A 22,457-nucleotide genomic window follows, 5' to 3' on the forward strand; every position below is an offset into this window, starting at 1 on the left:
GTTGCGGCCCCCCCCCCCCCCACCCCCCCGGCGGTTTTTTTATTGGCCCGCGCACCCCCCCCCCCCGGGGTTTTGGGCCCCCGGGGTCCGGGGCGGCGCCCCGGCAACGGTCCGCACACTAGAAGGAGTGAGCAACGCATGAGCACCCCCTACCCGTTCACCGCACTGGTCGGCCAGACCGACCTGCGGCTCGCGCTCCTGCTCAACGCAGTGAGCCCCGCGGTCGGCGGCGTGCTCGTGCGCGGCGAGAAGGGGACCGCCAAGTCCACCGCCGTCCGCGCCCTGTCCACCCTGCTGCCGCAGGTGGACGTCGTACCCGGCTGCCGCTTCAGCTGCGCGCCCACCGCGCCCGACCCCGCCTGCCCCGACGGCCCCCACGAGTCCGGCCCCGGCGCCGCCCGCCCCGCCCGCATGGTGGAGTTGCCCGTCGGCGCCTCCGAGGACCGCCTCGTCGGCGCCCTCGACATCGAACGCGCCCTCGCCGAGGGCGTGAAGGCCTTCGAGCCCGGCCTGCTCGCCGACGCGCACCGCGGGATCCTGTACGTCGACGAGGTCAACCTGCTCCACGACCACCTGATCGACCTCCTGCTCGACGCCGCCGCGATGGGTGCCTCCTACGTCGAGCGCGAGGGCGTCTCGGTCCGCCACGCCGCCCGCTTCCTGCTCGTCGGCACGATGAACCCCGAGGAGGGCGAGCTCCGGCCGCAGCTCCTGGACCGGTTCGGGCTGACCGTCGAGGTCGCGGCCTCGCGGGAGCCCGCCCAGCGCGTGGAGGTGGTGCGCCGCCGCCTCGCGTACGAGGACGATCCCGCGGGCTTCGCGACCCGCTGGGCCGGGGACGAACACGAGGTCCGCGCCCGGGTGGTGGCCGCGCGGGCGCTGCTCCCGCAGGTCGTCCTCGGGGACAACTCGCTGCTCCAGATCGCCGCGACCTGCGCTGCCTTCGAGGTCGACGGCATGCGCGCCGACATCGTGATGGCCCGTACCGCGACCGCGCTGGCCGCGTGGGCCGGACGGACCGGCGTGCGCAAGGAGGACGTACGGCAGGCCGCGCTGCTGGCGCTCCCCCACCGGCGGCGCCGCAACCCCTTCGACGCGCCCGGACTCGACGAGGACAAGCTCGACGAGATCCTGGACCGTTTCCCCGACGAGGAGCCGGACCACGAGCCCGACCCGGATCCGGATCCGGATCCGGATCCGGATCCGGAGCCGGATCCGGATCCGGAGCCCGAGGGCCCGGACGACGGCGACGGCGACGGCCCGGACGGCGACGGCAACGGCGTGCCCCCGCAGGGCGAAGGCCCGCACGGCGACGCCGAGACCCCGGAGTCCGGGACTCCGGACGACCCCGCGCAGGCTCCGGCCGAGGAGCCGGCTCCGGCGCAGGCCGAGGCCCCCGAGGGGCAGCCCTCCGCCCAGGGAACGGACGCGCCCGAGCAGGCCGCCGTACGGGCCTCCGAGCCGTTCCGCACCAAGATGCTCAGCGTGCCCGGGCTCGGCGAGGGCGCGGCCGGACGCCGTTCCCGCGCCCGCACCGCGCACGGCCGCACCACCGGCGCGGTCCGCCCCCGGGGCCAGCTGACGAAGCTGCACCTCGCCGCGACCATCCAGGCCGCCGCCCCGCACCAGAAGGCGCGCGGGCGCAGCGGGCGCGGGCTCGTGGTGCGGGGGGACGACCTGCGGCAGGCGACGCGCGAAGGGCGCGAGGGCAACCTCGTGCTGTTCGTGGTCGACGCCTCGGGCTCGATGGCCGCCCGGCAGCGCATGAGCGCGGTCAAGGGCGCGGTCCTCTCGCTCCTGCTCGACGCCTACCAGCGGCGCGACAAGGTCGGCCTGATCACCTTCCGGGGTGCGGCCGCCGAACTGGCCCTGCCGCCCACCTCGTCCGTCGACGCCGCCGCGGCCCGGCTGGAGCGGCTGCCGACCGGCGGCCGCACCCCGCTGGCCGCCGGGCTGCTCAAGGCCCACGAGGTGCTGCGCATCGAGCGGCTGCGGGACCCGTCGCGCAGGCCGCTGCTCGTGGTCGTCACCGACGGGCGGGCCACCTCGGCCGGCGCCCTCGGCGGCGATCCGCGCGCCCTCGCGGGCCGCGGGGCCCGGCTGCTCGCGGCCGAAGGGGTCGCGTCGGTGGTCGTGGACTGCGAGACCGGCCCGGTCCGGCTGGGGCTGGCCGGGGTGCTGGCCGCCGACCTGGGCGGGCCGGCCGTCAGCCTCGACGGGCTGCGGGCCGACTCGCTGGCCGGACTCGTCAAGAACGTACGTACATCCGTCGCATCCCATGCTCCGCACCGCAGCAACAGGAGGGCCGCGTAATGCCTCAGGGACAGCCGTCCGTCGTTCCCGACGACGGACTCACGACGCGTCAGCGCCGCAACCGCCCGCTCGTCTTCGTCCACACCGGACCGGGCAAGGGCAAGTCGACCGCCGCCTTCGGACTGGCGCTGCGCGCCTGGAACCAGGGCTGGCCGATCGGGGTGTTCCAGTTCGTCAAGTCGGCGAAGTGGAAGGTCGGCGAGGAGAACGCGCTCAAGGTGCTCGGCGCCTCCGGCGAGGGCGGCACGGTCGTCTGGCACAAGATGGGCGAGGGCTGGTCCTGGGTCCAGCGCGACGCGCAGCTCGACAACGAGCAGGCGGCCAAGGAGGGCTGGGAGCAGGTCAAGCGCGACCTGGCCGCCGAGACGCACCGGCTGTACGTGCTGGACGAGTTCGCGTACCCGATGCACTGGGGCTGGATCGACGTGGACGAGGTCATCGAGGTGCTGCGGAACCGTCCCGGGACCCAGCACGTGGTGATCACCGGCCGCAACGCGCCGGAGAAGCTGGTGGAGTTCGCCGACCTCGTCACCGAGATGACCAAGGTCAAGCACCCGATGGACGCCGGCCAGAAGGGCCAGAAGGGCATCGAGTGGTGACCTCGCTCAACGTACCGCGGCTGGTCGTCGCCGCGCCGTCCTCCGGCAGCGGCAAGACCACCGTCGCGACGGGCCTGATGGCGGCCTTCTCGGAGCGCGGCCTCGCCGTGTCCCCGCACAAGGCCGGGCCCGACTACATCGACCCCGGTTACCACGCGCTGGCCACCGGCCGGCCGGGGCGCAACCTGGACGCCTTCATGTGCGGGCCCGAGCTGGTGGCCCCGCTGTTCGCGCACGGGGCGGCGGGGTGTGACCTCGCGATCGTCGAGGGCGTGATGGGGCTGTACGACGGGGCCGCGGGGCGGGGTGAGCTGGCGTCGACGGCGCAGGTCGCGAAGCTGCTGCGGGCGCCGGTGGTGCTGGTGGTCGACGCGTCCTCGCAGTCGCGGTCGGTGGCGGCGCTGGTGCACGGCTTCGCCTCGTTCGACCCGCAGGTCCGGCTGGGGGGCGTGATCCTGAACAAGGTCGGCTCCGACCGGCACGAAGTGATGCTGCGGGAGGCCCTGGAGGAGGCCGGGATGCCGGTACTGGGCGTCCTGCGGCGGGCCCCCCAGGTCGCCGCGCCGTCCCGCCACCTGGGCCTGGTCCCGGTCGCGGAACGCCGCACCGACGCGCTCGCCGCGGTGGCGGCCCTGGCCGGCCAGGTCCGGGCCGGCTGCGACCTGGACGCGCTGATGGCCCTGGCGCGGACGGCCCCGCCGATGCACTGCGAGCCGTGGTCCCCGCAGGGCGCCCTGGCGGGCACCCGGGGCTCCGCCCCGCACCCCGCGCCTCCATCGCCGGCGGGGCTGACATTGCCCTCCGGGCAATCCGGCCCGCCGGACGGGCTGGGGATGCCGCCGCGCGGCCCCGGTCGGCCCCCCGTCATCGCCGTCGCGGGCGGCCCGGCGTTCACGTTCTCCTACGCCGAGCACGCGGAGCTGCTCACCGCCGCCGGAGCGGAGGTCGTCACCTTCGACCCCCTGCGCGACGAGTCGCTCCCGGAACACACCGCCGGCCTGGTCATCGGCGGCGGCTTCCCCGAGGTGTACGCGCCCGAACTGTCCGCCAACGAGCGGCTCCGCGAGGCCGTGGCGGCATTCGCCGCGCAAGGCGGCCCCGTGGCCGCCGAGTGCGCCGGGCTGCTCTACCTCGCCCGGTCGCTCGACGGGAAGCCCATGTGCGGGGTGCTCGACGCCGACGCGCGGATGTCGGAGCGCCTCACCCTCGGCTACCGCGAAGCGGTGGCGGTGTCCGACAGCCCGCTCGCGGCCACCGGCACCCGGCTGCGCGGCCACGAGTTCCACCGCACGGTGGTCGAGCCCGGTGCCGGAGCCTCGCCCGCGTGGGGGTTCACCCATCCGGAACGCCGCGTCGAGGGCTTCGTACAGCAGGGCGTGCACGCGAGCTACCTGCACACGCACTGGGCGGCGGAGCCGTCCGTCGCGCTCCGGTTCGCCCGAGCCGCGGCCGACGACCGGTGAGGTCACTCCGCGAGGCCCACGACCAGCCAGATCCCGGCCACCCCGCCCACGGTGCACATCAGCGTGGACAGGGCGGGGTGCTTGTGGTGCGCCTCGGGCAGGATCTCGGCCGCCGCCAGGTACAGCAGCACCCCGCCGAAGAAGCCGAGGTACGCACCGAGCGGTTCCTCCGGAAGGGTGAACAGCAGAGTGGACGCCGCGCCCACCACGGGCGCCAGCGCGTCCGCGAAGAGCATCACCAGGGCCTTGCGGCGGGCGTTGCCGTAGAGCCGGGTGAGCGTGTACGTGTTGAAGCCGTCGGCGAAGTCGTGGGTGATGACGGCGAGCGCCACGGCCACGCCCATCCCTCCGCCGACCTGGAAGGCGGCGCCCAGGGCCACCCCGTCGGCGAGGCTGTGGCCGACCATCGCCGCGGCCGCGGCGAGGCCGACCTCCGGGGCCCGGCCCTGGCCCGCGTGTCCGTCGTCGTTCTCGGCGCCGTGTGCGGCCTGGCGGACGGCCAGGACGCGTTCCGCGACGTGCGCGACGAGGAACCCGCCGACGAACAGCAGCAGGGCGAGCGGGACGCCGAAGACCTTCCCGCCCGCCGCCCGCAGGGCCTCGGGCAGCAGGTCGAGGCCGACCACGCCGAGCATCAGCCCCCCGGCCAAGCCCAGCACCAGGTGGCGGCGGTCGGTGACGCGCTGCGCCGTCCATCCGCCTGCCAGGGTCATCAGGAACGCACCCAACGCCACGATCACGGCCATGTGCCCCTGAATACCGATTCCTCGCCGTGCGCGCACTTCCCCGCGCGGGTAGCGGACCACGGACAGTTGACGAAGAAGACGGAAGAGGGGTGATCCCGGTGGGCGAGTACGCGGCGCAGCTGGTGGTCGGTGTGGGCGGCCGCGCGGGGGTTTCCGTGGCGGAGGTCTGCGCCCTGGTGGAGGAGACGCTGCGCGGGGCCGGGCTCGCCGCCGGGTCGGTGACGGCGCTGGCCACGGTGGAGACGAAGGCGGCCGAGGCGGGGATAGCGGGCGCGGCGGAACGTTTCGGCGTGCCCCTGCTCAGCTACCCCGCCGAGCGGCTGGCCGCCATCGAGGTCCCGCATCCCTCGGACTCCGCGCGCGATGCGGCCGGTACGCCGTCGGTGGCGGAGGCCGCGGCGCTCGCGGGGGGCGGGGAGCTCCTCGTACCCAAGCGGCGGTCGGTGGCGGCGACGTGCGCGGTCGCGACGGCCCAGGGTCACGACCTGCGCCACCACGGGGACGCGGAGGTGGTGGACGCCGACGGGTCGCTGGTCGACCTCGCGGTGAACGTACGGGCGCTGACTCCCCCGGACTGGCTCAAACAGCACATCGCGGCGTCCCTCGGCGATCTCGCCGCGTACCCCGACGGCCGCGCCGCCCGCGCGGCGGTGGCGGATCGGCACTCGCTCCCGGTCGAGCGGGTGCTGCTGACAGCGGGGGCCGCGGAGGCGTTCGTACTCGTGGCGCGGGCCCTGGGCGCCGTCCGGCCCGTGGTGGTGCACCCGCAGTTCACGGAGCCGGAGGCGGCCCTGCGTGACGCCGGGCACCAGGTCGAGCGGGTTCTGCTGCGGGCGGCGGACGGGTTCCGGCTGGACCCGGCGGCGGTGCCCGAGGACGCGGACCTCGTGATCGTCGGGAACCCGACCAACCCGACCTCGGTGCTGCACCCGGCGGCCACGCTGACCGCGCTGGCCCGGCCCGGCCGGATCCTGGTGGTGGACGAGGCGTTCATGGACGCGGTCCCGGGCGAACGGGAGGCGCTGGCCGGGCGGATGGACGTCCCCGGGCTGGTGGTGCTGCGGAGCCTGACCAAGACCTGGGGGCTGGCCGGGCTGCGGATCGGCTACGTGCTGGCCGAGCCGGAGGTGATCGCGAAGCTGGCGGCGGCGCAGCCGCTGTGGCCGGTCTCCACGCCGGCGCTGGTGGCGGCCGAGGCCTGTATGACCCCGCGGGCGCTGGCCGAGGCGGAGGCGGCGGCCCGGCAGATCGCCGTGGACCGGGCGCACCTGCTGGCCGGGCTCGCGGAGTTCGACGAGATCACGGTGGCGGGGGTGGCCGAGGGCCCGTTCGTCCTCATCCGGGTGCCGGGCGCGGCAGAGGTGCGGACCCGGTTGCGGGCCCTCGGGTTCGCCGTGCGCCGCGGGGACACCTTCCCGGGGCTGGACCGGTCCTGGCTGCGGCTGGCGGTCCGCGACCGGGCGACGACGGGGCGGCTGTTGCAGGCCCTCGACCACGCGCTCGCGCTCGGGACGCCTTAGGGCAGCCGTTTCGTCACCCGGACGGCCCGTTTCCGATGGCGGCGGGGCCGCGGGTGGGCAAGGATCCCCGGAGGTGCCGGCCGCACGGCGACGGGGGTTCGAGGATGAGGGCATCCGCCAGGACGGGCGCGGCGATCGCCGGGCTCGCGGTCGTGGGCGTGGCCGTGGGCGGCGGGATCCACGCCGCGCCGCGCCTGCTCGGCGAGGGCGGCGGGGCCGCCGCGCAGCAGCGGCTCCGGGCGAAGCCGGACCCCAGCCCGGCCCCGACCCCGGCCCCGAGCCCGAGTGCGCCCTCCCCCGCCGGGCGGCCGTTCACCCTGGTCGCGACCGGTGACGTCATCCCGTACCCGTCGATCATCCGGCGGGCGGCGGACGACGCGGGGAAGGCCGGGGCGTACGACTTCCGGCCCATCCTCGCCGGGGTCAAACCCCTCATATCCGCGGCGGACCTGGCGATATGCCACCACGAGATACCGTACGGGCGGCCCGGCGGCCCCTATGCCGGCTACCCGCTCTTCAAGGCTCCGCACGAGCTCGCCGACGCCCTGCGGGACGCCGGGTACGACAGTTGCTCGACCGCCTCGAACCACACCCTGGACGACGGGTACGAGGGCCTCGCCCGCACCCTCGACCACCTCGACCGCGTCGGCGTCAAGCACGTCGGCTCGGCCCGCAGCGCCGAGGAAGCCAGGGCCCCGGCCCTGCTCCGGGCCGGCGGCGCCCTGGTCGCGCAACTGGACTACACGTACGGGACGAACGGCATCCCGCTCCCGGCCGACAAGCCCTGGGCGGTCAGTCTGATCGACGAGGACCGGATCATCGCCGACGCCCGCGCCGCCCGGACGGCCGGCGCGCACCTCGTCGTCCTCAGCGTCCACTGGGGCACCGAGTGGCAGAGCGCGCCCGACCGGCGGCAACGCGAACTGGCACAGGCCCTGACCGCGTCCCGCGGGGCGGACGGACTCCCCGACATCGATCTGATCATCGGCACGCACAACCACGTGCCGCAGCCCTACGAGAAGATCAACGGCACCTGGGTGGTCTACGGCATGGGCGACCAGGTGGCCAGCTTCTACGAGCCCGACAAACTGCGCGGCAACATGTCCTCGATCCCCCGCTTCACCTTCGCCCCGGCGGCCGCGCACCCGGGCCGCTGGGAGGTGGTGAAGGCCGAATACCTCACGCAGCACTCGGACACGGGGCCGCCGTTCCGGGTCGTGTGTGCCTCCTGCGCCGCGGCCGACCCCGGCCTCCCCGCCGCCGAGCGGGCCGCGTACGCCGCCGTCGACCGCCAGGTCAGCACGGCCGTGATGTCACGTGGCGCCGGGGAGCAGGGGCTGGAGCACGCGACCCGCTGACGCGGGAGCACGCGGCTGCGGACCTGCCCTACGAGGCCCTGCCGCGCCGGGTGATCACCAGCGCGCCCGCGCCGACGCCGAGCAGGATCAGCGCGCCGCCCGCGACGTACGGGGTGAGCGAACCCCCTCCGGTCTCGGCGAGGTTGGCCTCGGCGGTGAGGGCCGACCCGGTCCCGGAGGCGCCCGTCTGGGCTTTGACGTCGGGCGCGGTGCCCGGCGCGGCGCCGGGCGCGGCGGCCGGGCTCGGCGCCGGCCCCGCGGGGGACTCGCAGCGCGCCTCGGCGAGCACGACCTCGCCCTCCACCTGCGCCACGTTCAGGTTCAGCGGGTTCACCGAGACCTTCAGGCGCAGGGCCGCCGCGGCGGCCGTGGTGGAGGTGGTCTCGGTACCGGACAGTTCCAGGCTGACCAGCCCCACGCCCGGCACCTCGATCTTGGTGGGGCCTCCCGCGGAGAGGGTGACCTTCTTGCCGAGCGCGGTCACGGTGCCGAGGACGTTCGAGGTGGCCACGGGCTTGCGGCCCGCCTCGCAGACGGCCTTGGAGGTGACCTTCTCCACCTCGATGAGCGAGAGGCCGGGCAGACCCGGCACGTGCACGCGCGCCTTGGCGAGGTTGGCCTCCGCCTCGGCTCGGTTCTTGTCCGCGGCCGCCTCGGACGTGGCGACGTCGGCCCGCAGCACGCTGACGGGCTGCCCCCCTTCGACGCCGTCCAGGGTCACGGTCAGCGCCGTCTTCCCGGCGGACGCCGGGGCACTGACCTCGTTGAGGGTCGTGGTCAGCGGGACGTGCACGGTCTTGTTGAGCAGGCCCACGTCCAGTCCGGCGCGCAGGACGACGGCACTGGCCTTGCCCTCGCCCCCGGCGTGGCCGCCTCCCGTGGCGAAGGCGGGCGGGGCGGCGAGCAGGGCGACCGCCCCCGTGGCGAGCAGAGCGGCCGCGGGCATGCGGAAGGTGTTGCTGTTCAAGTTGGTGGAACCCCCGGGGAGATGGGAGCCGTCGCGCCGCCAATGGGGGACATTGCGCGCGCCGACGGCCTCGACCCCGGAATCTTTACGCACTGTGAGTGAACGGGCGGCAACCTGACGTGAGTTCATCCCAAAGGGTGGTTTCCACGCATACATTCGAATTGTTGCGCCTCATGAGGAACTCGAGTTCCCTCAGCTCCCGGACATGACGGACACCAACCCCCGCCCGCGGTCTGCGGGACCGTTCACAACGAGCGCCCGGCCACCGACGTCACGCCCCGTCAACCGAACGGTTCAGGCCAGGTTCAGGCCACGACCCGGCCGTTCACGACGACGCGCAGCGGCTGGGCCAGCACCCGTACGTCGGCCCGCGGGTCGCTCGCGTAGACGACGAGGTCGGCCGGCGCCCCCTCGGTCAGGCCGGGCCTGCCGAGCCAGCCGCGGGCCCCCCACGCCGTCGCCGAAAGGGCCTCCAGCGGCGGGATCCCGGCCTTCACGAGCTCCGCCACCTCGGCGGCGACCAGGCCGTGCGGCAGCGCGCCGCCCGCGTCCGTGCCGACGTAGACCCCGATGCCCGCGTCGTAGGCCGCCCGGACGGTGTCGTAGCGGCGCTCGTGAAGCCTGCGCATGTGCGCCGACCAGGTGGGGAACTTCGCCTCGCCGCCGGCCGCCAGCTTCGGGAAGGTCGCGATGTTCACCAGGGTCGGCACGATCGCGACCCCGCGCTCCGCGAACAGCGGGATGGTGTCCTCGGTGAGCCCGGTCGCGTGCTCGATGCAGTCGATGCCCGCCTCGACCAGGTCGCGCAGCGCGGTCTCGGCGAAACAGTGCGCGGTGACCCGGGCGCCGAGCCGGTGCGCCTCGGCGATGGCCGCCTCCACCTCCGCGCGCGGCCAGCAGGCGGTCAGGTCCCCGGCGTCGCGGTCGATCCAGTCGCCGACCAGCTTGACCCAGCCGTCGCCGCGGCGGGCCTCCCCGGCGACGTACTCGACGAGGTCGGCGGGCTCGATCTCGTGGGCGTAGTTGCGGATGTAGCGGCGGGTGCGGGCGATGTGGCGGCCGGCCCGGATGATCTTCGGCAGGTCCTCGCGGTCGTCCATCCAGCGGGTGTCCGAGGGGGATCCCGCGTCGCGGATGAGGAGGGTGCCGGCGGCGCGGTCCTCCAGCGCCTGGCGTTCGGCGGTCTCGGCGTCGACCGGCCCGTGGGCATCGAGTCCCACGTGACAGTGCGCGTCGACCAGGCCCGGCAGGACCCAGCCGGCGACCTCGGTGATCTCGCGGGCGGCGGGCGGGCGTTCGTAGGAGATCCGGCCGCCGACCACCCACAGCTCGTCGCGGACCTCGTCGGGGCCGACGAGCACCCGCCCCCTCACGTGCAGCACCGGACTCGGGTCGCCGGGACCGCCGGAACCGCCGGGAGGGCCAGGACGGCTGGGACCGCTCACTGCGCGCGCATCGCTCATGTCGGCACCCTACGTGCGTGCTCGATAGGCTTTCGCGGTAACCCCGGACGAAGAGAGCACCGCCGTGACCCACCCCTTCCTGGACCTTCCGCCGCTCACCGCGGAGCACTTCGCGTCGATCGAGCGGGGGGTCGCGGACCTCCTCTCCACCCGGCAGGACGTGGTGATCACGCAGGGCGAGGCGCTGCTGCCGCTGGAGGGGTGCATCCGGTCGGGCGCGCGGCCCGGGTCGACGGCGCTGAACATCGTCACCGGCCCGTACGGGACCACCTTCGGCAACTGGCTGCGCGACTGCGGCGCGACGGTGGTGGACCTGGCGGTCCCCTTCGACACGGCGGTGACGGCGCAGCAGGTCGCCGACGCGCTGGCGGCGCACCCGGCGATCGACTTCGTCTCGCTCGTCCACGCGGAGGCGGCCACCGGCAACACCAACCCGGTCGCGGAGATCGGCGAGGCCGTACGGGCCCACGGGGCGCTGTTCATGCTCGACGCGGTGGCGTCGGTGGGCGCCGAGCCGCTGCTGCCCGACGCCTGGGGCGTGGACCTGTGCGTGATCGGCGCGCAGAAGGCGATGGGCGGCCCGGCGGGCGTCTCGATGGTCTCGGTCTCGGACCGGGCCTGGGCCCGTTTCGCCGAGAACCCGGCCGCGCCCCGGCGCTCGTACCTGTCCCTGCTGGACTGGAAGGAGCGATGGATCGACGCCGGGCGCAAGACGCTGCTGCACGCGCCGGCGCAGCTGGAGATGCTGGCGCTGGAGGCGTGCCTGGACCGGATCGCGGCCGAGGGGCTGCCCGCGGTGACGGCCCGCCACGCGGCCGCCGCGGCGGCGACCCGCGCGGGCGCGGCGGCGCTGGGCATCTCCCCGTACGTCGGCCGGGCGTCGGCGGCGGCCCCGGTGGCCACCACCCTGCGCGTCCCGGAGGCCTCGCTGGTGGTGGCCAAGGCCCTGGCGGCGGACCCGTCGGTTCCGCTCGCGGCGGGCGGCGGCGCGCTGGCCCGGGAGATGATCCGGGTCAACCACTACGGCCCGGCGGCCGCCCTCGATGCGGTCCAGGCCTCCCTGACGGCGCTCGCGACGGCACTGGCGGCCGACCCGGCGCCGGCCCTCGCCGGTGCCGCAGCCGCCTGGTCGGCGGCGTCAACGGGCGCGCCCGCGGCCTGAGGTCAGCCGGAGAGCACGTCGAGCAGCCGGTCCACGTCCGCCTCGGTGTTGTAGAGGTGGAAGGAGGCGCGCAGGCCGCCGTCGCGGGCGGCGGTGGCGATGCCGGCCGCCTGGAGGGCGGGCTGACGATGGGCCAGGCCCGGTACCGAGACGATGGGCGCGGTGCCGGGGACCGGCTCGTGGCCCAGCCGGGCGAGGCCCTCCCGGTAGCGGGCGGCCAGGGCGGTGTCGTGGGCCAGGACCGCCTCCCCGCCGATCCGCTCCAGGAGCGCGAGCGAGGGCTCGGCGGCGTGGTAGGCGAGGAAGGCCGGCGACTCGTCGAACCGGCGGGCCCCGTGGGCCAGTTCCGGCATCGGGCCGTAGGTCGCGTCCCACATCGACTCCGCCGCCACCCAGCCGGCGTGCAGCGGGACCAGCGTCCGCTGGGCCTCCTCCGAGACCGTGAGGTACGAGGCCCCGCGCGCGCCGAGCAGCCACTTGTACCCGGCGGTGACCGTGTACTCGTACGGGGAGGCGTCGAAGGGCAGCCACCCCGCCGCGTGGGTGGCGTCCACGAGCATCCGCGCCCCGTGCGCGGCCGTCGCGGCGCGCACCGCGGCGAGGTCCGCCGTACGGCCGTCGGCGGACTGCACGGCGCTCAGCGCGACCAGGGCGGTGCCGGGGCCGACGGCTTCTGCGAGGGTCTCCAGCGGGGCGAAGCGGACCTTGAGGTCGCCCCGCACCACGAAGGGGTTGATCACGGAGGCGAAGTCGCCCTCGGGGCACAGGACTTCGGCGCCGGCCGGGAGCGAGGCCGAGACCAGCCCGACGTGGGTGGCCACGGTCGAGCCGACGGCCACGCGCTCGGCGGCGACGCCGACCAGCCGCGCGAAGGACTCCCGCACGCGGTTCACGCGGTCGAAGTCCCCGAAGCCGGCGGGGACTCCGGCCGCGGTGGCCTCGGCCAGCTCCCGTACGGCCGCTACGGCGGAACGCGGGAGGATCCCGCAGGTGGCGGTGTTGACGTAGGTGGTGGTGGGCGCGAACTCGGCGTCGATCACCGCGCGGTTCGCCTGGGAGAGCGGAAGATCCATGCGCTCCACTCTGCGCGAGGATCCACCCAAAGTCCATTGCCGAATTACCTGCGTCACACCAAAGGATCCCTTATGGATCCGTCACCCGTCAGGACTGCGGGACCGCGCAGGCCCCCTCGGGCTCGCAGGCCTCGGCCTCGGCCCCGGCCCCGGCCCCGGCCCCGGCTCGGGGCTCGCGCTCGGCGGCCGCGGGCTCGGCGGCCTCGCGCTCGGCCCATGCCTGCTCCAGCGCCCGGGTGAACACCTCGGCGGGCTGCCCGCCGGAGATCCCGTAACGGCGGTCGAGGACGAAGAACGGCACGGCGTTGGCACCCAGCTCGGCCGCCTCGCGCTCGTCGGCCCTCACCTCGGCGGCGTAGGCGGAGTCGTCGGCGAGCACCGCGCGGGCCTCGGACTCGTCCAGCCCGGCCTCGACGGCGAGCGCGACCAGCACCTCCGGGTCGAACACGGAGCGCTCCTCGGCGAAGTTGGCCCGGTACGCGAGGTCGAGCAGTTCCTCCTGCCGACCGCGCGCGGCGGCCAGGTGCAGCATCCGGTGGACATCGAAGGTGTTGCCGTGGTCCCGCCCCTCCGTCCGGTACTCCAGCCCCTCGGCACGGGCGGCGGCCGCCACGTGCTCCTCCATCGCGCGCGCCTCGTCGAGGCTGCGGCCGTACTTCCGGGCCAGCAGTTCCAGGACGGGCGAGACCTCACCCTTGGCGCGGTTCGGGTCGAGCTCGAAGGACCGGAAGACGAGCTCCACCTCGTCGCGATGCGCGAAGCCGGCCAGCCCCTTGGTGAACCGCGCCTTGCCTACGAAGCACCAGGGACAGGCGATGTCCGCCCAGATCTCGACGCGCATGCTGCTTCTTCTCTCCTCGATCCCGGAATGAACTGTTCCGAGTTCAACCAACCGGCTCGGGGAGTCATTCCCCGAGGACCAGCCAGAGGGTCCGGTGGGAGCCGGGGCGGGGCCCGGCGGGGCCGGGGAGCCAGCCGTGGGCGGCGTAGAAGGCCTGGGCGCGGAGGTTGTGCTCGTAGACCTCCAGGCGGACCCGGTGAACCCCGGCCCGGCGCCAGGCCTCGACGCACGCGGCGTGCAGGGCGGCCCCAGTGCCGCGGCGCCAGTGGACGGGGTCCACGTGGAGCTGGGTGAGGGTGGTCTCGCCGGCCGTGGTGCGGAACGCGGCGATCCCCGTGAGGACGCCGTCCTGCTCGGCGCAGAGCACTCCGCCCTCGGCTGCGGCCCGGGCGAGGGCCGCCGACCAGCCCTCGCGGGTCCGCGCGAGCTCGGCCGCGCCTCCGTACTCCTCCTCGGGGATCCGGCCCTGGTAGTACGTGGCACGGGCCCGGGTGTGGAGGGCGGCTATGGCGTCGAGGTCGGCGGGTCGCGCGGTTCTGATCATGAAAAAGAAAACGCGCCGGGAACCATGTCGGTTCCCGGCGCGTTCGGTGCCCGCGCGATCCGGCCAGGCTCGCGAGGCGGCTACTGCTTCAGCCAGGCCGCCATCATCTTCTGGGCGATCGGCGCGGCCAGCTTGCCGCCGCCGATCTCGCTGCGCTCGGTGCTGGAGTTCTCGATCACGACGGCCACCGCGATCTGCTTGCCGTTGGCCTTTCCGTACGAGGTGAACCAGGCGAGCGGGTCGAGGCTGTTGTTGACGCCCCGCTGCGCGGTTCCGGTCTTGCCGCCCACCTCCGCGCCCGGCACCTGTGCGCTCTTGCCGCCGCCGTCGGTGGCCACGGTGCGCATGGCGGCCTGGAGCATCGAGGCGGTCTTGGCGCTCATGACCTGCTCGGACTTCGGGTTCTTGAAGCTCTCCAGCACGTTGCCGTTGGAGTCGGTGACCTCGGAGACCATGTGCGGGGCCACGAGCTCGCCGCCGTTCTCGATCGCGGCCGTGACCATCGCCATCTGGAACGGCGTGGCCTGCACGTCGAACTGGCCGATACCGGTCTGCGCGACCTCGTCGACCGACATCTTCTTCTCCGGGTACTTGCTCGACGGGCTGGTGCGGACCGGGGTGTCGATCTCCTTGTTGAATCCGAGCTTCTCGGCCATCGCACGCATCTTGTCCTGGCCCAGCCGGTGCGCGTACTCCGCGAAGACGTTGTTGCAGGACTTCTTCAGGGCGTCGCGCGCCGAGACGTTGTTGCAGGCCTCGTCTCCGACCTCGCTGGGCAGCTTGGTGATGGTGCCCGGGATCGTGTACGGGGCCGCGATGCCGGTCGGCGCGTCGATGTTGGTGACCAGCCCGTTCTCGATCGCCGCGGCGAGAGTGACCAGCTTGAAGGTGGAACCCGGCGCCTGCGGCTTGCGCAGGGCCACGTTGTCCATGGCCCTGCCCTTGCCGTCCTCGCCGAGGTACTCCTTCCAGGCGGCCCCGTCATTGGCGCCCGCGATGCGGCCGGGGTCGAAGGACGGGTTGTTCACCACGGCGAGGATCGCGCCGGTGGCGGGATCGACGGCGACGGCGGCGCCCTGCTTGCCCTGGAGCGCGTCGTACGCGGCCTTCTGCACGTCCTTGTCGATGGTGGTCAGGACGTTGCCCGGGGCGGCCCGCTTGTTCGTCAGCACGTCCATGATCGACTTCAGCCGGCTGTCGGAGCCGTTGAGGACGTCCTTGTAGACGCCCTCCAGCATGCTCGTGCCGTACACCTGCGAGCTGCGGCCGGTGATCGGCGCGTAGAGCGGGCCGTCGACGTACGTCCGCTTGTACCCGAAGTCCTTGTCATCGGTGGTCTTCGTCGAGCCGGTGATCGCCTCTCCGCCCACGATGATGTTCCCGAGCGGGTTCGCGTACTGGTCGATCGTGTTCCGTCGGTTGTTCTTGTCGTCTGCGAGGGCCTGGCCTTGGTATGCCTGCACCCAGGTGACCCGCACCAAAAGGGCCAGCACCAGGAGAAGACAGAAGACCGACGCACGCCTGATCGTTTTGTTCATCCCCATGAAGGACGTCCCAAGGGCCCCGACCGTTCCGCTCTGCCCCGATTGTGGCGGGGTTCTCAGCTTTTCTTCATCTGCCCCTCGGGAGGAAGCCTCCCTCGTACGCCGCGATGACCGCCTGGGTGCGGTCCCGGGACCCGGTCTTGGCCAGGACCGCGGCGACGTGCGTCTTGACGGTCTGCGGCCCGACGCCGAGGCGCTCGCTCAGCTCGTGGTTGGACAGGCCGGTGGCCATCAGGCGCAGTACGTCGGCCTCCCGGCCGGTGAGCCGGGCCACCCACGGCGCGGCCGCGGCCCCGGGCGCGTGGGCGACGGCCAGGGAGCGGACGGCGGCCGGGAAGAGCACCGAGTCGCCGCGGCCCACGAGCCGGACCGCGCCGATCAGCTCGTCGGGATCGGCCCGCTTGAGCAGGAACCCGGCGGCGCCCGCGCGCAGCGCCCCGTACACGTAGGAGTCGTTCTCGAAGGTGGTGACGACGAGGATCCGGGGCGGATCGGGCATGGCCCTGAGGATCTGCTCGGTGGCCCGGATGCCGTCGACCTCGGGCATCCGGACGTCCATCAGCACCACGTCCGGGGCCAGCGCCCGGACCAGGGAGACGGCCTCGGCGCCGGAGGCCGCCTCCCCGGCCACCTCCAGGTCGGGCTCGGCCTCGAGGATGACCCGCAGGGCGGTACGGACCATCCGCTCGTCGTCGGCGAGCACGATCCGCAGCGGCGGCCGGCTCATCGGGGGCCCCCGCCCAGCGGAAGGACGGCCCGCAGCCGCCACCGGTCCTCGTGGGGGCCCGCCTCGACGCGGCCCCCGAGGAGCGCGGCCCGCTCGGCGGCGCCGCGCAGACCGCGGCCCCCGGTGGTCCGGGGCTCTCCGCCAGCCGGCGCGGCCGGCGGATTGGTCATGGTGATCTCCAGTTCAACGGGTCCGTGCATCCCCTCATCCCCTCCGCTCCCTCCATCCCCCTGGTCCCCGCGGCCCCCGCGGCCCGGATCGCCCGCGCGGACGGCTATCCGCACCTCCACCGGGCCCTCGCCGTGCCGCAGGGCGTTGCTCAGGCCCTCCTGGACGATCCGGTACGCCTCGCGGGAGACGATCACCGGGAGCTGCGCCCAGCCCCCGGCGGCCCCCGGGTCCAGGCGGGCGGTGATCGGGGTACCGGCCGCCCGGGTGCGGGCCAGCAGCCCTTCGAGGTCGGCGGCGAGGGTGGGCGCGGGCGCGGCGGCCGGCCGGCCGGGGTCACCGTCCCGCAGCAGTCCGAGGACCGCGTCCAGCTCGCCGACCGTGCGCCGGGTGGTGTCCTCGATCGCCGTCAGCGCCTCCCGTACGAAGCCGGGGTCGCTGTCGAGCACCCGCCGGGCGGCGCTCGCCTGGAGGGTGACGGCGCTCAGCGCGTGCCCGACCGAGTCGTGCAACTCCCGCGCCAGCCGGTTGCGCACCGCCAGGTCGGCCGCCCGCTCCTCGGCCGCCGCCAGCCGGTCGGCCGCCGTCGGCCCGAGCAGTACGGGTGCCAGCCGGGCCAGCAGCGCCCCCGCCCCGGCGGCGCACAGGACCAGCCCGGCCAGCAGCCCGGCCCCGAGCAGGGGTGACACGTACGGCTCGGCACGCGTGCCGAACCAGCCCAGCCCGAGCCCCTTGCCGCGCAGCCCGCTCACGAACGGCAGCGCGATCAGCACCGCCGCCATGGGCGGTACCGCGAGGCTCACCCCGCTGACGAGCGCGCCGAGCCCCAGGTGGAGGGTCCACCAGGCCGCGGTCCGCCCCCGGGCTGCCCAGGACCGGGCCGGCCCGTCGGCCAGCCGCTCTCCCGGAACCCCGCACATGGCCCGGACCGCGGCCACCGACATCGGCCGGACCAGCGGGGACACCGCCGTCACCGCGACCAGCGGCAGGGCGGCCGCGTAGGCGGCGAGACTCAGCGGGAGGGAGGCGAGGGCGTTGGCCCCGCCGGCGGCCACGCCGACCACCACCTGGGCGAGCAGGAAGTACGGCATCAGCAGGGCCCCGCCGAGTATCAGGTGCACCCAGCGCAGCCGGGCCCGCACCCCCAGCAGCCGGCCCCACCGGCCCGGTTCGCCCGACCCGTCGCGCATCACCCCGTCGCGCGTCACCCCTCTCGGCGGGAGCGGGAGGTGAGGAACCGGGTGACGACGACTGCTCCGAGGGATCCGGTGATCATCTGGCCAGCGTAGATCAGCAGGGTGGCGCGGGTGGGCCCTTCGCCGCCGTCCAACTCCGGGCCCAGCGAGGCGATCAGCATCCACAGCCCCCAGGTCAGCGTCGCCGCCGACCCCGTCCAGGCGAGGGCCAGCGGCCACCGCCCACGCCGCTCCCGGCCCCTGGCCCGGGCCAGGAGCATCGCCCCCGCCCCGGCGGCGAGCGCGCACGCGCCGTGCACCGCGGACACCACTCCCGCCGCGGCCGAGTACTCGGCCGCCCGCTCGGCGCCCAATGCGGCCGTACCGCCGAAGGCCCAGTACAGATGCACCGCCCCCACCATCAGTCCGGCCGGCGCCGCGGCTCCCGCCACCACCCCCGTGGACGGCGGGAGCCGCTTACCCGCCGCGCCCTGCCACCGCCGCCCCCAGCGCTCCCGCGCATAGGGCACGAACAGCCCGGCCAGGGCGAGTCCTTGGACCGTGAAGCCGGTGTAGACGACCGTGAACACCCACGGGTCGAGGAAGGGCGCCTGGTACGTCTTCCCGGGGCCGCCCGCCCCCAGGCCCAGCGCCCGTATGAGCAGTTGGCCGGGGAACCCGGTGAGGATCGGGGTGAGCAGCCCGGTGGCGACGAAGGCCGGGACGGTGAGCAGCCAGGCCGGCACCCGCCTCCCCCACGGCCGGGTGAGCACCAGCACGAGCAGGATCACGCTCGCGTCCATGGCCAGCGTGACGGCATTGGCCAGGGTGAGGAACAGCCCGGGCTCCAGCAGCACGCTGCCGTCGGGTATCCCGATCCGGCTCCCGGACAGCCAGGCTGCCTTCAGGCACAGGTACGGCACGGTGGCGGCCAGGGCCACCGCCCGCAGGACCCGCCGCCCGGCCCCCGGGCCGGGGGCCGGCGCCTGCCTCGCCTGCTTCGCCCGCCACTCGGACGGGGTGTGAACGGCTCGTGTGGTCATGACCCAACGGTCCCGCGCCCGCGGCCCCGCCGCCTCCCCCGTGAAGGGGAACCGCCTCCCCCGCCCGGGGGAGGAACCACCGCCTCCCCCACCGCCCTCCCCGGCGCGTCCGGGCCGCACCCGCCGGGTCACATCCGCCGGGCCGCACCCGCCGGGTCACATCCGCCGGGTCACCACCGACAGCCGGTCCCGCGCCTCGAACAGCGCGTCCTTGATGACCCGTTCGTGCCCCGGCGTCAGCCGCGCCACCGGCACCGAGCAGCTCACCGCGTCCCGCGCCGGCGTGCGGTACGGCAGCGCCACCCCGAAGCAGCGCAGCCCCAGGGTGTTCTCCTCGCGGTCGACGGCGTAGCCCTGCTCCCGCACCAGGGCCAGCTCGTCGATGAGCCGCTCCCGGTCGGTGACGGTGTGTTCGGTGACCGCCTCCAGCCGCCGCGGCAGCAGTCCCCGTACCTCTTCGTCCGTGTGCGTGGCCAGCAGCGCCTTGCCCAGCGCCGTCGTGTGCACGGGCAGCCGGCGCCCGACCCGGGTGAAGGGCCGCAGGTAGTGCTGGGACTGGCGCGTGGCGAGGTAGACCACGCTCGTCCCGTCCATCCGGGCCAGGTGGATGGTCTCCGTGGTGTCGTCGGACAGCCGGTCCAGGGTGGGCCTGGCGGCCGCGACCACCTCGTCCCCGTCGATGTACGAGCTGCCGACGAGCAGGGCCCGTACGCCGATGCCGTACCTCGTCCCGGTCGCGTCCGTCTCCACCCACCCCAGGTTCACGAGGGTGCGCAGCAGCATGTACAGGCTGGACTTGGGCAGCGACAGGTCGTGTTGGATGTCGGCCAGGCTGTGCAGCCCCGGCCGGGCCGCGAAGTGCTCCAGCAACAGGACCGTGCGCACCGCCGACTTGACGGCCGCCGACGCGCCCGGGCCCGACGAGGCCTCCGACTCGGTTGTGGTCATTCGCCTTCGTGCCCCTCTTGTCCCTTGTCAACCCGGAAGACGCGGAAATAGAGTCCACGGTGGATGTGATCATTCATCCATCGGAACAGCGTTCAGAATACTGAACGACATCGCGCGGGTCAGCGTAGATCCAGGAGGCAGTGCGCCATGGCAGCAACACCAGTCTGGAGTGTGGACCCCCGCACCGGGAAGCAGCGCGAGCAGGTTGCGGTCGAAGCCACATCCCGGGAGGTGGACGAGGCCGTACGCGCGGCCCACGCCGCCCGCGGTGCGCTCGCCGACGCCGTCGTCCGCGCCGCCTTCCTGCGCACCGCCGCCGACCTCCTCGACGAGTCGGCCGCCCATGTCGTGGAGGCCGCGGACGCCGAGACCGCGCTCGGCCCGGGCCGCCTCACGGGCGAAGTCGCCCGCACCACCGGCCAGCTTCGGGCCTTCGCGGACGCGGTCGACGAGGGTGCCTACCTCGACGTCCGCATCGACCGCGCCGACCCCGCCCTGACTCCGCCGCGCCCGGAACTGCGCCGCTACAAGGTGCCACTGGGCGTGGTCGCGGTCTACGCCGCCTCCAACTTCCCGCTCGCCTTCTCCGTGCCCGGCGGGGACACCGCGAGCGCCCTGGCGGCCGGCTGCCCCGTGGTGGTCAAGGCGCATCCCGACCACCCGGCCACCTCCGAGCTGTGCGCCTCGCTGCTGCGCCGGGCGGCCGTCGCCGCCGGGCTGCCGCCCGAGGTGGTGGCCGTGGTCCACGGGTTCGACGCGGGCCTGGAGCTGGTCCGCCACCCGCTGGTCACGGCGGCCGGCTTCACCGGGTCCATCCGGGGCGGGCGGGCCCTCTTCGACGCGGCTGCCGCCCGGCCGGTGCCGATCCCCTTCCACGGGGAGCTCGGCTCCCTCAACCCCGTCGTGGTCACCCCCGCGGCCGCCGCCGAGCGCGCCGAGGAGATCGGCGCCGGGCTGGCGGCCTCGGTGACCCTCGGCGTCGGCCAGTTCTGCGTCAAGCCGGGCCTGGTGCTGGTGCCCGAGGGGGCGGACGGCGACCGGGTCACCGGGGCGCTGACCAAGGCGCTCGGGGAGACCGAGCCCGGCGTGCTGCTGGACCACCGGATGCGGGAGAACTTCATCGCGGGCGTCAGCGAGCGGGCCGCGCTGGCCGCGGTCACCGCGCCCGTCACCCCGGGCTCGGGCGGCGAGCACACCGTGGGCGCGGGCTACCTGACCGTGCCGGCGCGCGCCCTCGTCGAAGGTACCGACGGCGGTGCCGCGAGCGGGAGCAGCGGCCACGAGCTCCTGCTGGAGGAGTGCTTCGGCCCGGTCACCGTGGTCGTCCGGTACGCCGACCAGGGCGAGGCGGCCGCGGTACTGGGCCTGCTCTCGGGGAACCTGAGCGCCACGCTGCACCTGTCGGCGGCCGAGACCGAGGGCGGCGCCGGTCCCGCCGCGGAGCTGATCGCGCAGGTCACGACGCTGGCCGGGCGGGTCGTGGTGAACGGCTGGCCCACCGGGGTGGCCGTGGCCCCGGCCCAGCACCACGGCGGCCCCTACCCGGCTGCGACCTCGCACTCCACCTCGGTCGGCGGGACCGCGATAGAGCGCTGGCTGCGCCCGGTGGCCTACCAGTCGGTGCCCGACGCGCTGCTCCCGCCGGAGCTGCGCGAGGCCAATCCGCTGGGGCTGCCGCGCCGGGTCACCCCATAGGTCGTGTCGTCAAAGTCCCGTCTCGCTGGCGGGCCTGGCACGCACGCTCGCCCCGCCCTTCGGGCGGCCGACGCTACTTTGACGACACTCCCTAATTCCGTTGCCTGCCCCGCCCCGGGCGGGGCAGGCTGCCGCCCATGCCGAAGCCGCACGGATTCTCGTACGAACAACTGGGCGACCACAGCGTCGTCATCACGCACCGGGGGCGGGCCGCGGGCACCCTGCGGGGCGGCCGGGCCGAGAAGTTCCTGGCCGAGGTGGAGTCCGGGGACGCGCAGCTCGTCATGGCCCGCTGGACCGGCGCGTACAAGTTCGGGAACGAGCGCACGGCCAAGAACCACCCCCGCAACCGGCGCTGAGGCCCGCCTCCGCCGTGTTCGCCCCGTACGAAATCTCGGGCGAGGGTAAGGGAACGGTAAAGCTGCGTCGGTCGTTCTGGATGCATGACCGCTATGACCCCTGGTTCCAACCTGCCGCTCCCTTCCGTCAGCGTGACGGTGGACGTGGCTGCTCCGGTGCGGCTCGACGTGTCCGGGCTCCTTCTCACGGCGGACGGCAAGGTGCGCTCCGACGCCGACTTCATCTTCTACAACCAGCCGTCCGGCCCCGGTGTCACCTACCGGTCCGGCGGCGGTGCGGCACCGGACTCGATCACCGTGGACACCGGAGCGCTGCCGCCCGGCATCGAGCGGATCGTGGTCACGGCCAGCCCCGATGCCGCCGGGCAGACCTTCCAGGGCATCGAGCCGACCGCGACCGTTCGGGACGCGGCCGGCTCGGTGATCGCGACCTTCACCCCTCCGCAGCTCGGCTCCGAGACGGCCCTCGTGGTCGTCGAGGTCTACCAGCGCGGCGGCGCCTGGAAGGTCCGCGCGGTCGGCCAGGGGTATGCGAACGGCCTGGCCGGCATCGCGACCGACTTCGGGGTCTCCGTGGACGAGGAGCCCGCCCCCGCCGCCGCGGCCCCGACGCAGGTCGCGCCCCCGGCGCCCCCCGCGCCCCCGACGGCGCCCGCCCATCCGGTCTCCCCCTGGCTCGGCGGCCAGACGCCCACCCCGTCGGCCCCGACCGCCGCCTCCTGGCCGAGCTCCCCGGCGGCCGCACCGGC

Annotated in this window: 20 protein-coding genes; 9 read left to right on the forward strand and 11 right to left on the reverse strand. The window is 74.7% G+C overall.

Annotation, left to right across the window (positions count from 1 at the left end; all coding sequences use genetic code 11):
- The first annotated feature begins 138 nt into the window (after window positions 1-138).
- Genes ACFWB8_RS32175 through ACFWB8_RS32185 form a run of 3 tightly spaced genes read left to right on the forward strand, consistent with a single transcriptional unit; the run spans window position 139 to window position 4,375 of the window.
- Entirely contained in the window at window positions 139-2,313 is a 2,175-nt protein-coding gene (locus ACFWB8_RS32175; RefSeq protein ID WP_385235129.1) for a putative cobaltochelatase, read from the forward strand.
- Complete coding sequence (cobO, locus tag ACFWB8_RS32180; RefSeq protein WP_384368212.1) at window positions 2,313-2,912, forward strand: cob(I)yrinic acid a,c-diamide adenosyltransferase; 600 nt, start codon at window positions 2,313-2,315, stop codon at window positions 2,910-2,912. The genes ACFWB8_RS32175 and cobO overlap by 1 nt, the downstream gene beginning before the upstream one ends.
- Window positions 2,906-4,375 (forward strand): cobyrinate a,c-diamide synthase, encoded by a 1,470-nt coding sequence (locus ACFWB8_RS32185; RefSeq protein ID WP_385235132.1) that lies wholly within the window; start codon window positions 2,906-2,908, stop codon window positions 4,373-4,375. The genes cobO and ACFWB8_RS32185 overlap by 7 nt, the downstream gene beginning before the upstream one ends.
- 2 nt (window positions 4,376-4,377) lie before the next feature.
- Here the strand turns inward: ACFWB8_RS32185 and ACFWB8_RS32190 are convergent, their stop codons facing one another.
- Window positions 4,378-5,121: a ZIP family metal transporter gene (locus ACFWB8_RS32190; protein WP_385235135.1), complete on the reverse strand. Its 744-nt coding sequence runs from the start codon at window positions 5,119-5,121 to the stop codon at window positions 4,378-4,380.
- 98 nt (window positions 5,122-5,219) lie between these two features.
- Here ACFWB8_RS32190 and cobC point away from each other — a divergent pair, with 98 nt between their 5' ends.
- Together cobC and ACFWB8_RS32200 are read left to right on the forward strand one after the other, a co-directional pair.
- A complete protein-coding gene (cobC, locus tag ACFWB8_RS32195; RefSeq protein ID WP_385235138.1) occupies window positions 5,220-6,641 on the forward strand; it encodes an Rv2231c family pyridoxal phosphate-dependent protein CobC in 1,422 nt (473 codons plus the stop codon).
- A 104-nt stretch (window positions 6,642-6,745) separates the two neighbouring features.
- A complete protein-coding gene (locus ACFWB8_RS32200) occupies window positions 6,746-7,999 on the forward strand; it encodes a CapA family protein (protein WP_385235141.1) in 1,254 nt (417 codons plus the stop codon).
- Between the two features lie 28 nt (window positions 8,000-8,027).
- Here the strand turns inward: ACFWB8_RS32200 and ACFWB8_RS32205 are convergent, their stop codons facing one another.
- Both ACFWB8_RS32205 and ACFWB8_RS32210 read right to left on the reverse strand, forming a co-directional pair.
- Complete coding sequence (locus tag ACFWB8_RS32205; protein WP_385235144.1) at window positions 8,028-8,966, reverse strand: SCO1860 family LAETG-anchored protein; 939 nt, start codon at window positions 8,964-8,966, stop codon at window positions 8,028-8,030.
- Window positions 8,967-9,271: 305 nt separating this feature from the next.
- Window positions 9,272-10,348, reverse strand: a complete 1,077-nt coding sequence (locus tag ACFWB8_RS32210) for an amidohydrolase family protein (RefSeq protein ID WP_385235147.1) — start codon at window positions 10,346-10,348, stop codon at window positions 9,272-9,274.
- Between the two features lie 145 nt (window positions 10,349-10,493).
- On the opposite strand from ACFWB8_RS32210, the gene ACFWB8_RS32215 reads away from it, so the two are divergent.
- Entirely contained in the window at window positions 10,494-11,591 is a 1,098-nt protein-coding gene (locus ACFWB8_RS32215) for a pyridoxal-phosphate-dependent aminotransferase family protein (protein ID WP_385235150.1), read from the forward strand.
- A gap of 2 nt (window positions 11,592-11,593) precedes the next feature.
- Here ACFWB8_RS32215 and ACFWB8_RS32220 read toward each other — a convergent pair whose 3' ends face one another.
- From ACFWB8_RS32220 to ACFWB8_RS32255, 8 genes are all read right to left on the reverse strand, one after another.
- A complete protein-coding gene (locus ACFWB8_RS32220) occupies window positions 11,594-12,664 on the reverse strand; it encodes an aminotransferase class V-fold PLP-dependent enzyme (RefSeq protein ID WP_385235153.1) in 1,071 nt (356 codons plus the stop codon).
- Between the two features lie 88 nt (window positions 12,665-12,752).
- Window positions 12,753-13,505 (reverse strand): DsbA family oxidoreductase, encoded by a 753-nt coding sequence (locus ACFWB8_RS32225; RefSeq protein ID WP_385235156.1) that lies wholly within the window; start codon window positions 13,503-13,505, stop codon window positions 12,753-12,755.
- A 64-nt stretch (window positions 13,506-13,569) separates the two neighbouring features.
- Window positions 13,570-14,049, reverse strand: a complete 480-nt coding sequence (locus ACFWB8_RS32230; protein WP_385235159.1) for a GNAT family N-acetyltransferase — start codon at window positions 14,047-14,049, stop codon at window positions 13,570-13,572.
- An 80-nt stretch (window positions 14,050-14,129) separates the two neighbouring features.
- Window positions 14,130-15,587, reverse strand: coding sequence for a peptidoglycan D,D-transpeptidase FtsI family protein (locus ACFWB8_RS32235; protein WP_385235177.1), 1,458 nt, complete (start codon window positions 15,585-15,587; stop codon window positions 14,130-14,132).
- A 73-nt stretch (window positions 15,588-15,660) separates the two neighbouring features.
- Window positions 15,661-16,320 (reverse strand): response regulator, encoded by a 660-nt coding sequence (locus ACFWB8_RS32240; RefSeq protein WP_385235162.1) that lies wholly within the window; start codon window positions 16,318-16,320, stop codon window positions 15,661-15,663.
- Window positions 16,317-17,678, reverse strand: coding sequence for a sensor histidine kinase (locus ACFWB8_RS32245; RefSeq protein ID WP_385235180.1), 1,362 nt, complete (start codon window positions 17,676-17,678; stop codon window positions 16,317-16,319). Before ACFWB8_RS32245 ends, ACFWB8_RS32240 begins: the two co-directional genes overlap by 4 nt.
- 14 nt (window positions 17,679-17,692) lie before the next feature.
- Window positions 17,693-18,706 (reverse strand): hypothetical protein, encoded by a 1,014-nt coding sequence (locus ACFWB8_RS32250; protein ID WP_385235165.1) that lies wholly within the window; start codon window positions 18,704-18,706, stop codon window positions 17,693-17,695.
- Between the two features lie 156 nt (window positions 18,707-18,862).
- Entirely contained in the window at window positions 18,863-19,654 is a 792-nt protein-coding gene (locus ACFWB8_RS32255; protein WP_385235168.1) for an IclR family transcriptional regulator, read from the reverse strand.
- 147 nt (window positions 19,655-19,801) lie between these two features.
- Between ACFWB8_RS32255 and ACFWB8_RS32260 the strand changes: the two genes are divergently transcribed.
- The 3 genes from ACFWB8_RS32260 to ACFWB8_RS32270 all read left to right on the forward strand — a co-directional run.
- Entirely contained in the window at window positions 19,802-21,349 is a 1,548-nt protein-coding gene (locus tag ACFWB8_RS32260) for an aldehyde dehydrogenase (NADP(+)) (protein WP_385235171.1), read from the forward strand.
- Between the two features lie 137 nt (window positions 21,350-21,486).
- The gene (locus ACFWB8_RS32265) at window positions 21,487-21,708 is read left to right on the forward strand and encodes a hypothetical protein (RefSeq protein WP_385235174.1); all 222 of its coding nucleotides are present in this window, start codon (window positions 21,487-21,489) and stop codon (window positions 21,706-21,708) included.
- Between the two features lie 93 nt (window positions 21,709-21,801).
- Window positions 21,802-22,457: TerD family protein (locus tag ACFWB8_RS32270; protein ID WP_385235183.1), on the forward strand; the 656-nt coding region annotated here is incomplete at its 3' end.

It is taken from the genome of Streptomyces sp. NPDC060031 (assembly GCF_042736805.1).
Taxonomy (GTDB): Bacteria; Actinomycetota; Actinomycetes; order Streptomycetales; family Streptomycetaceae; genus Streptomyces.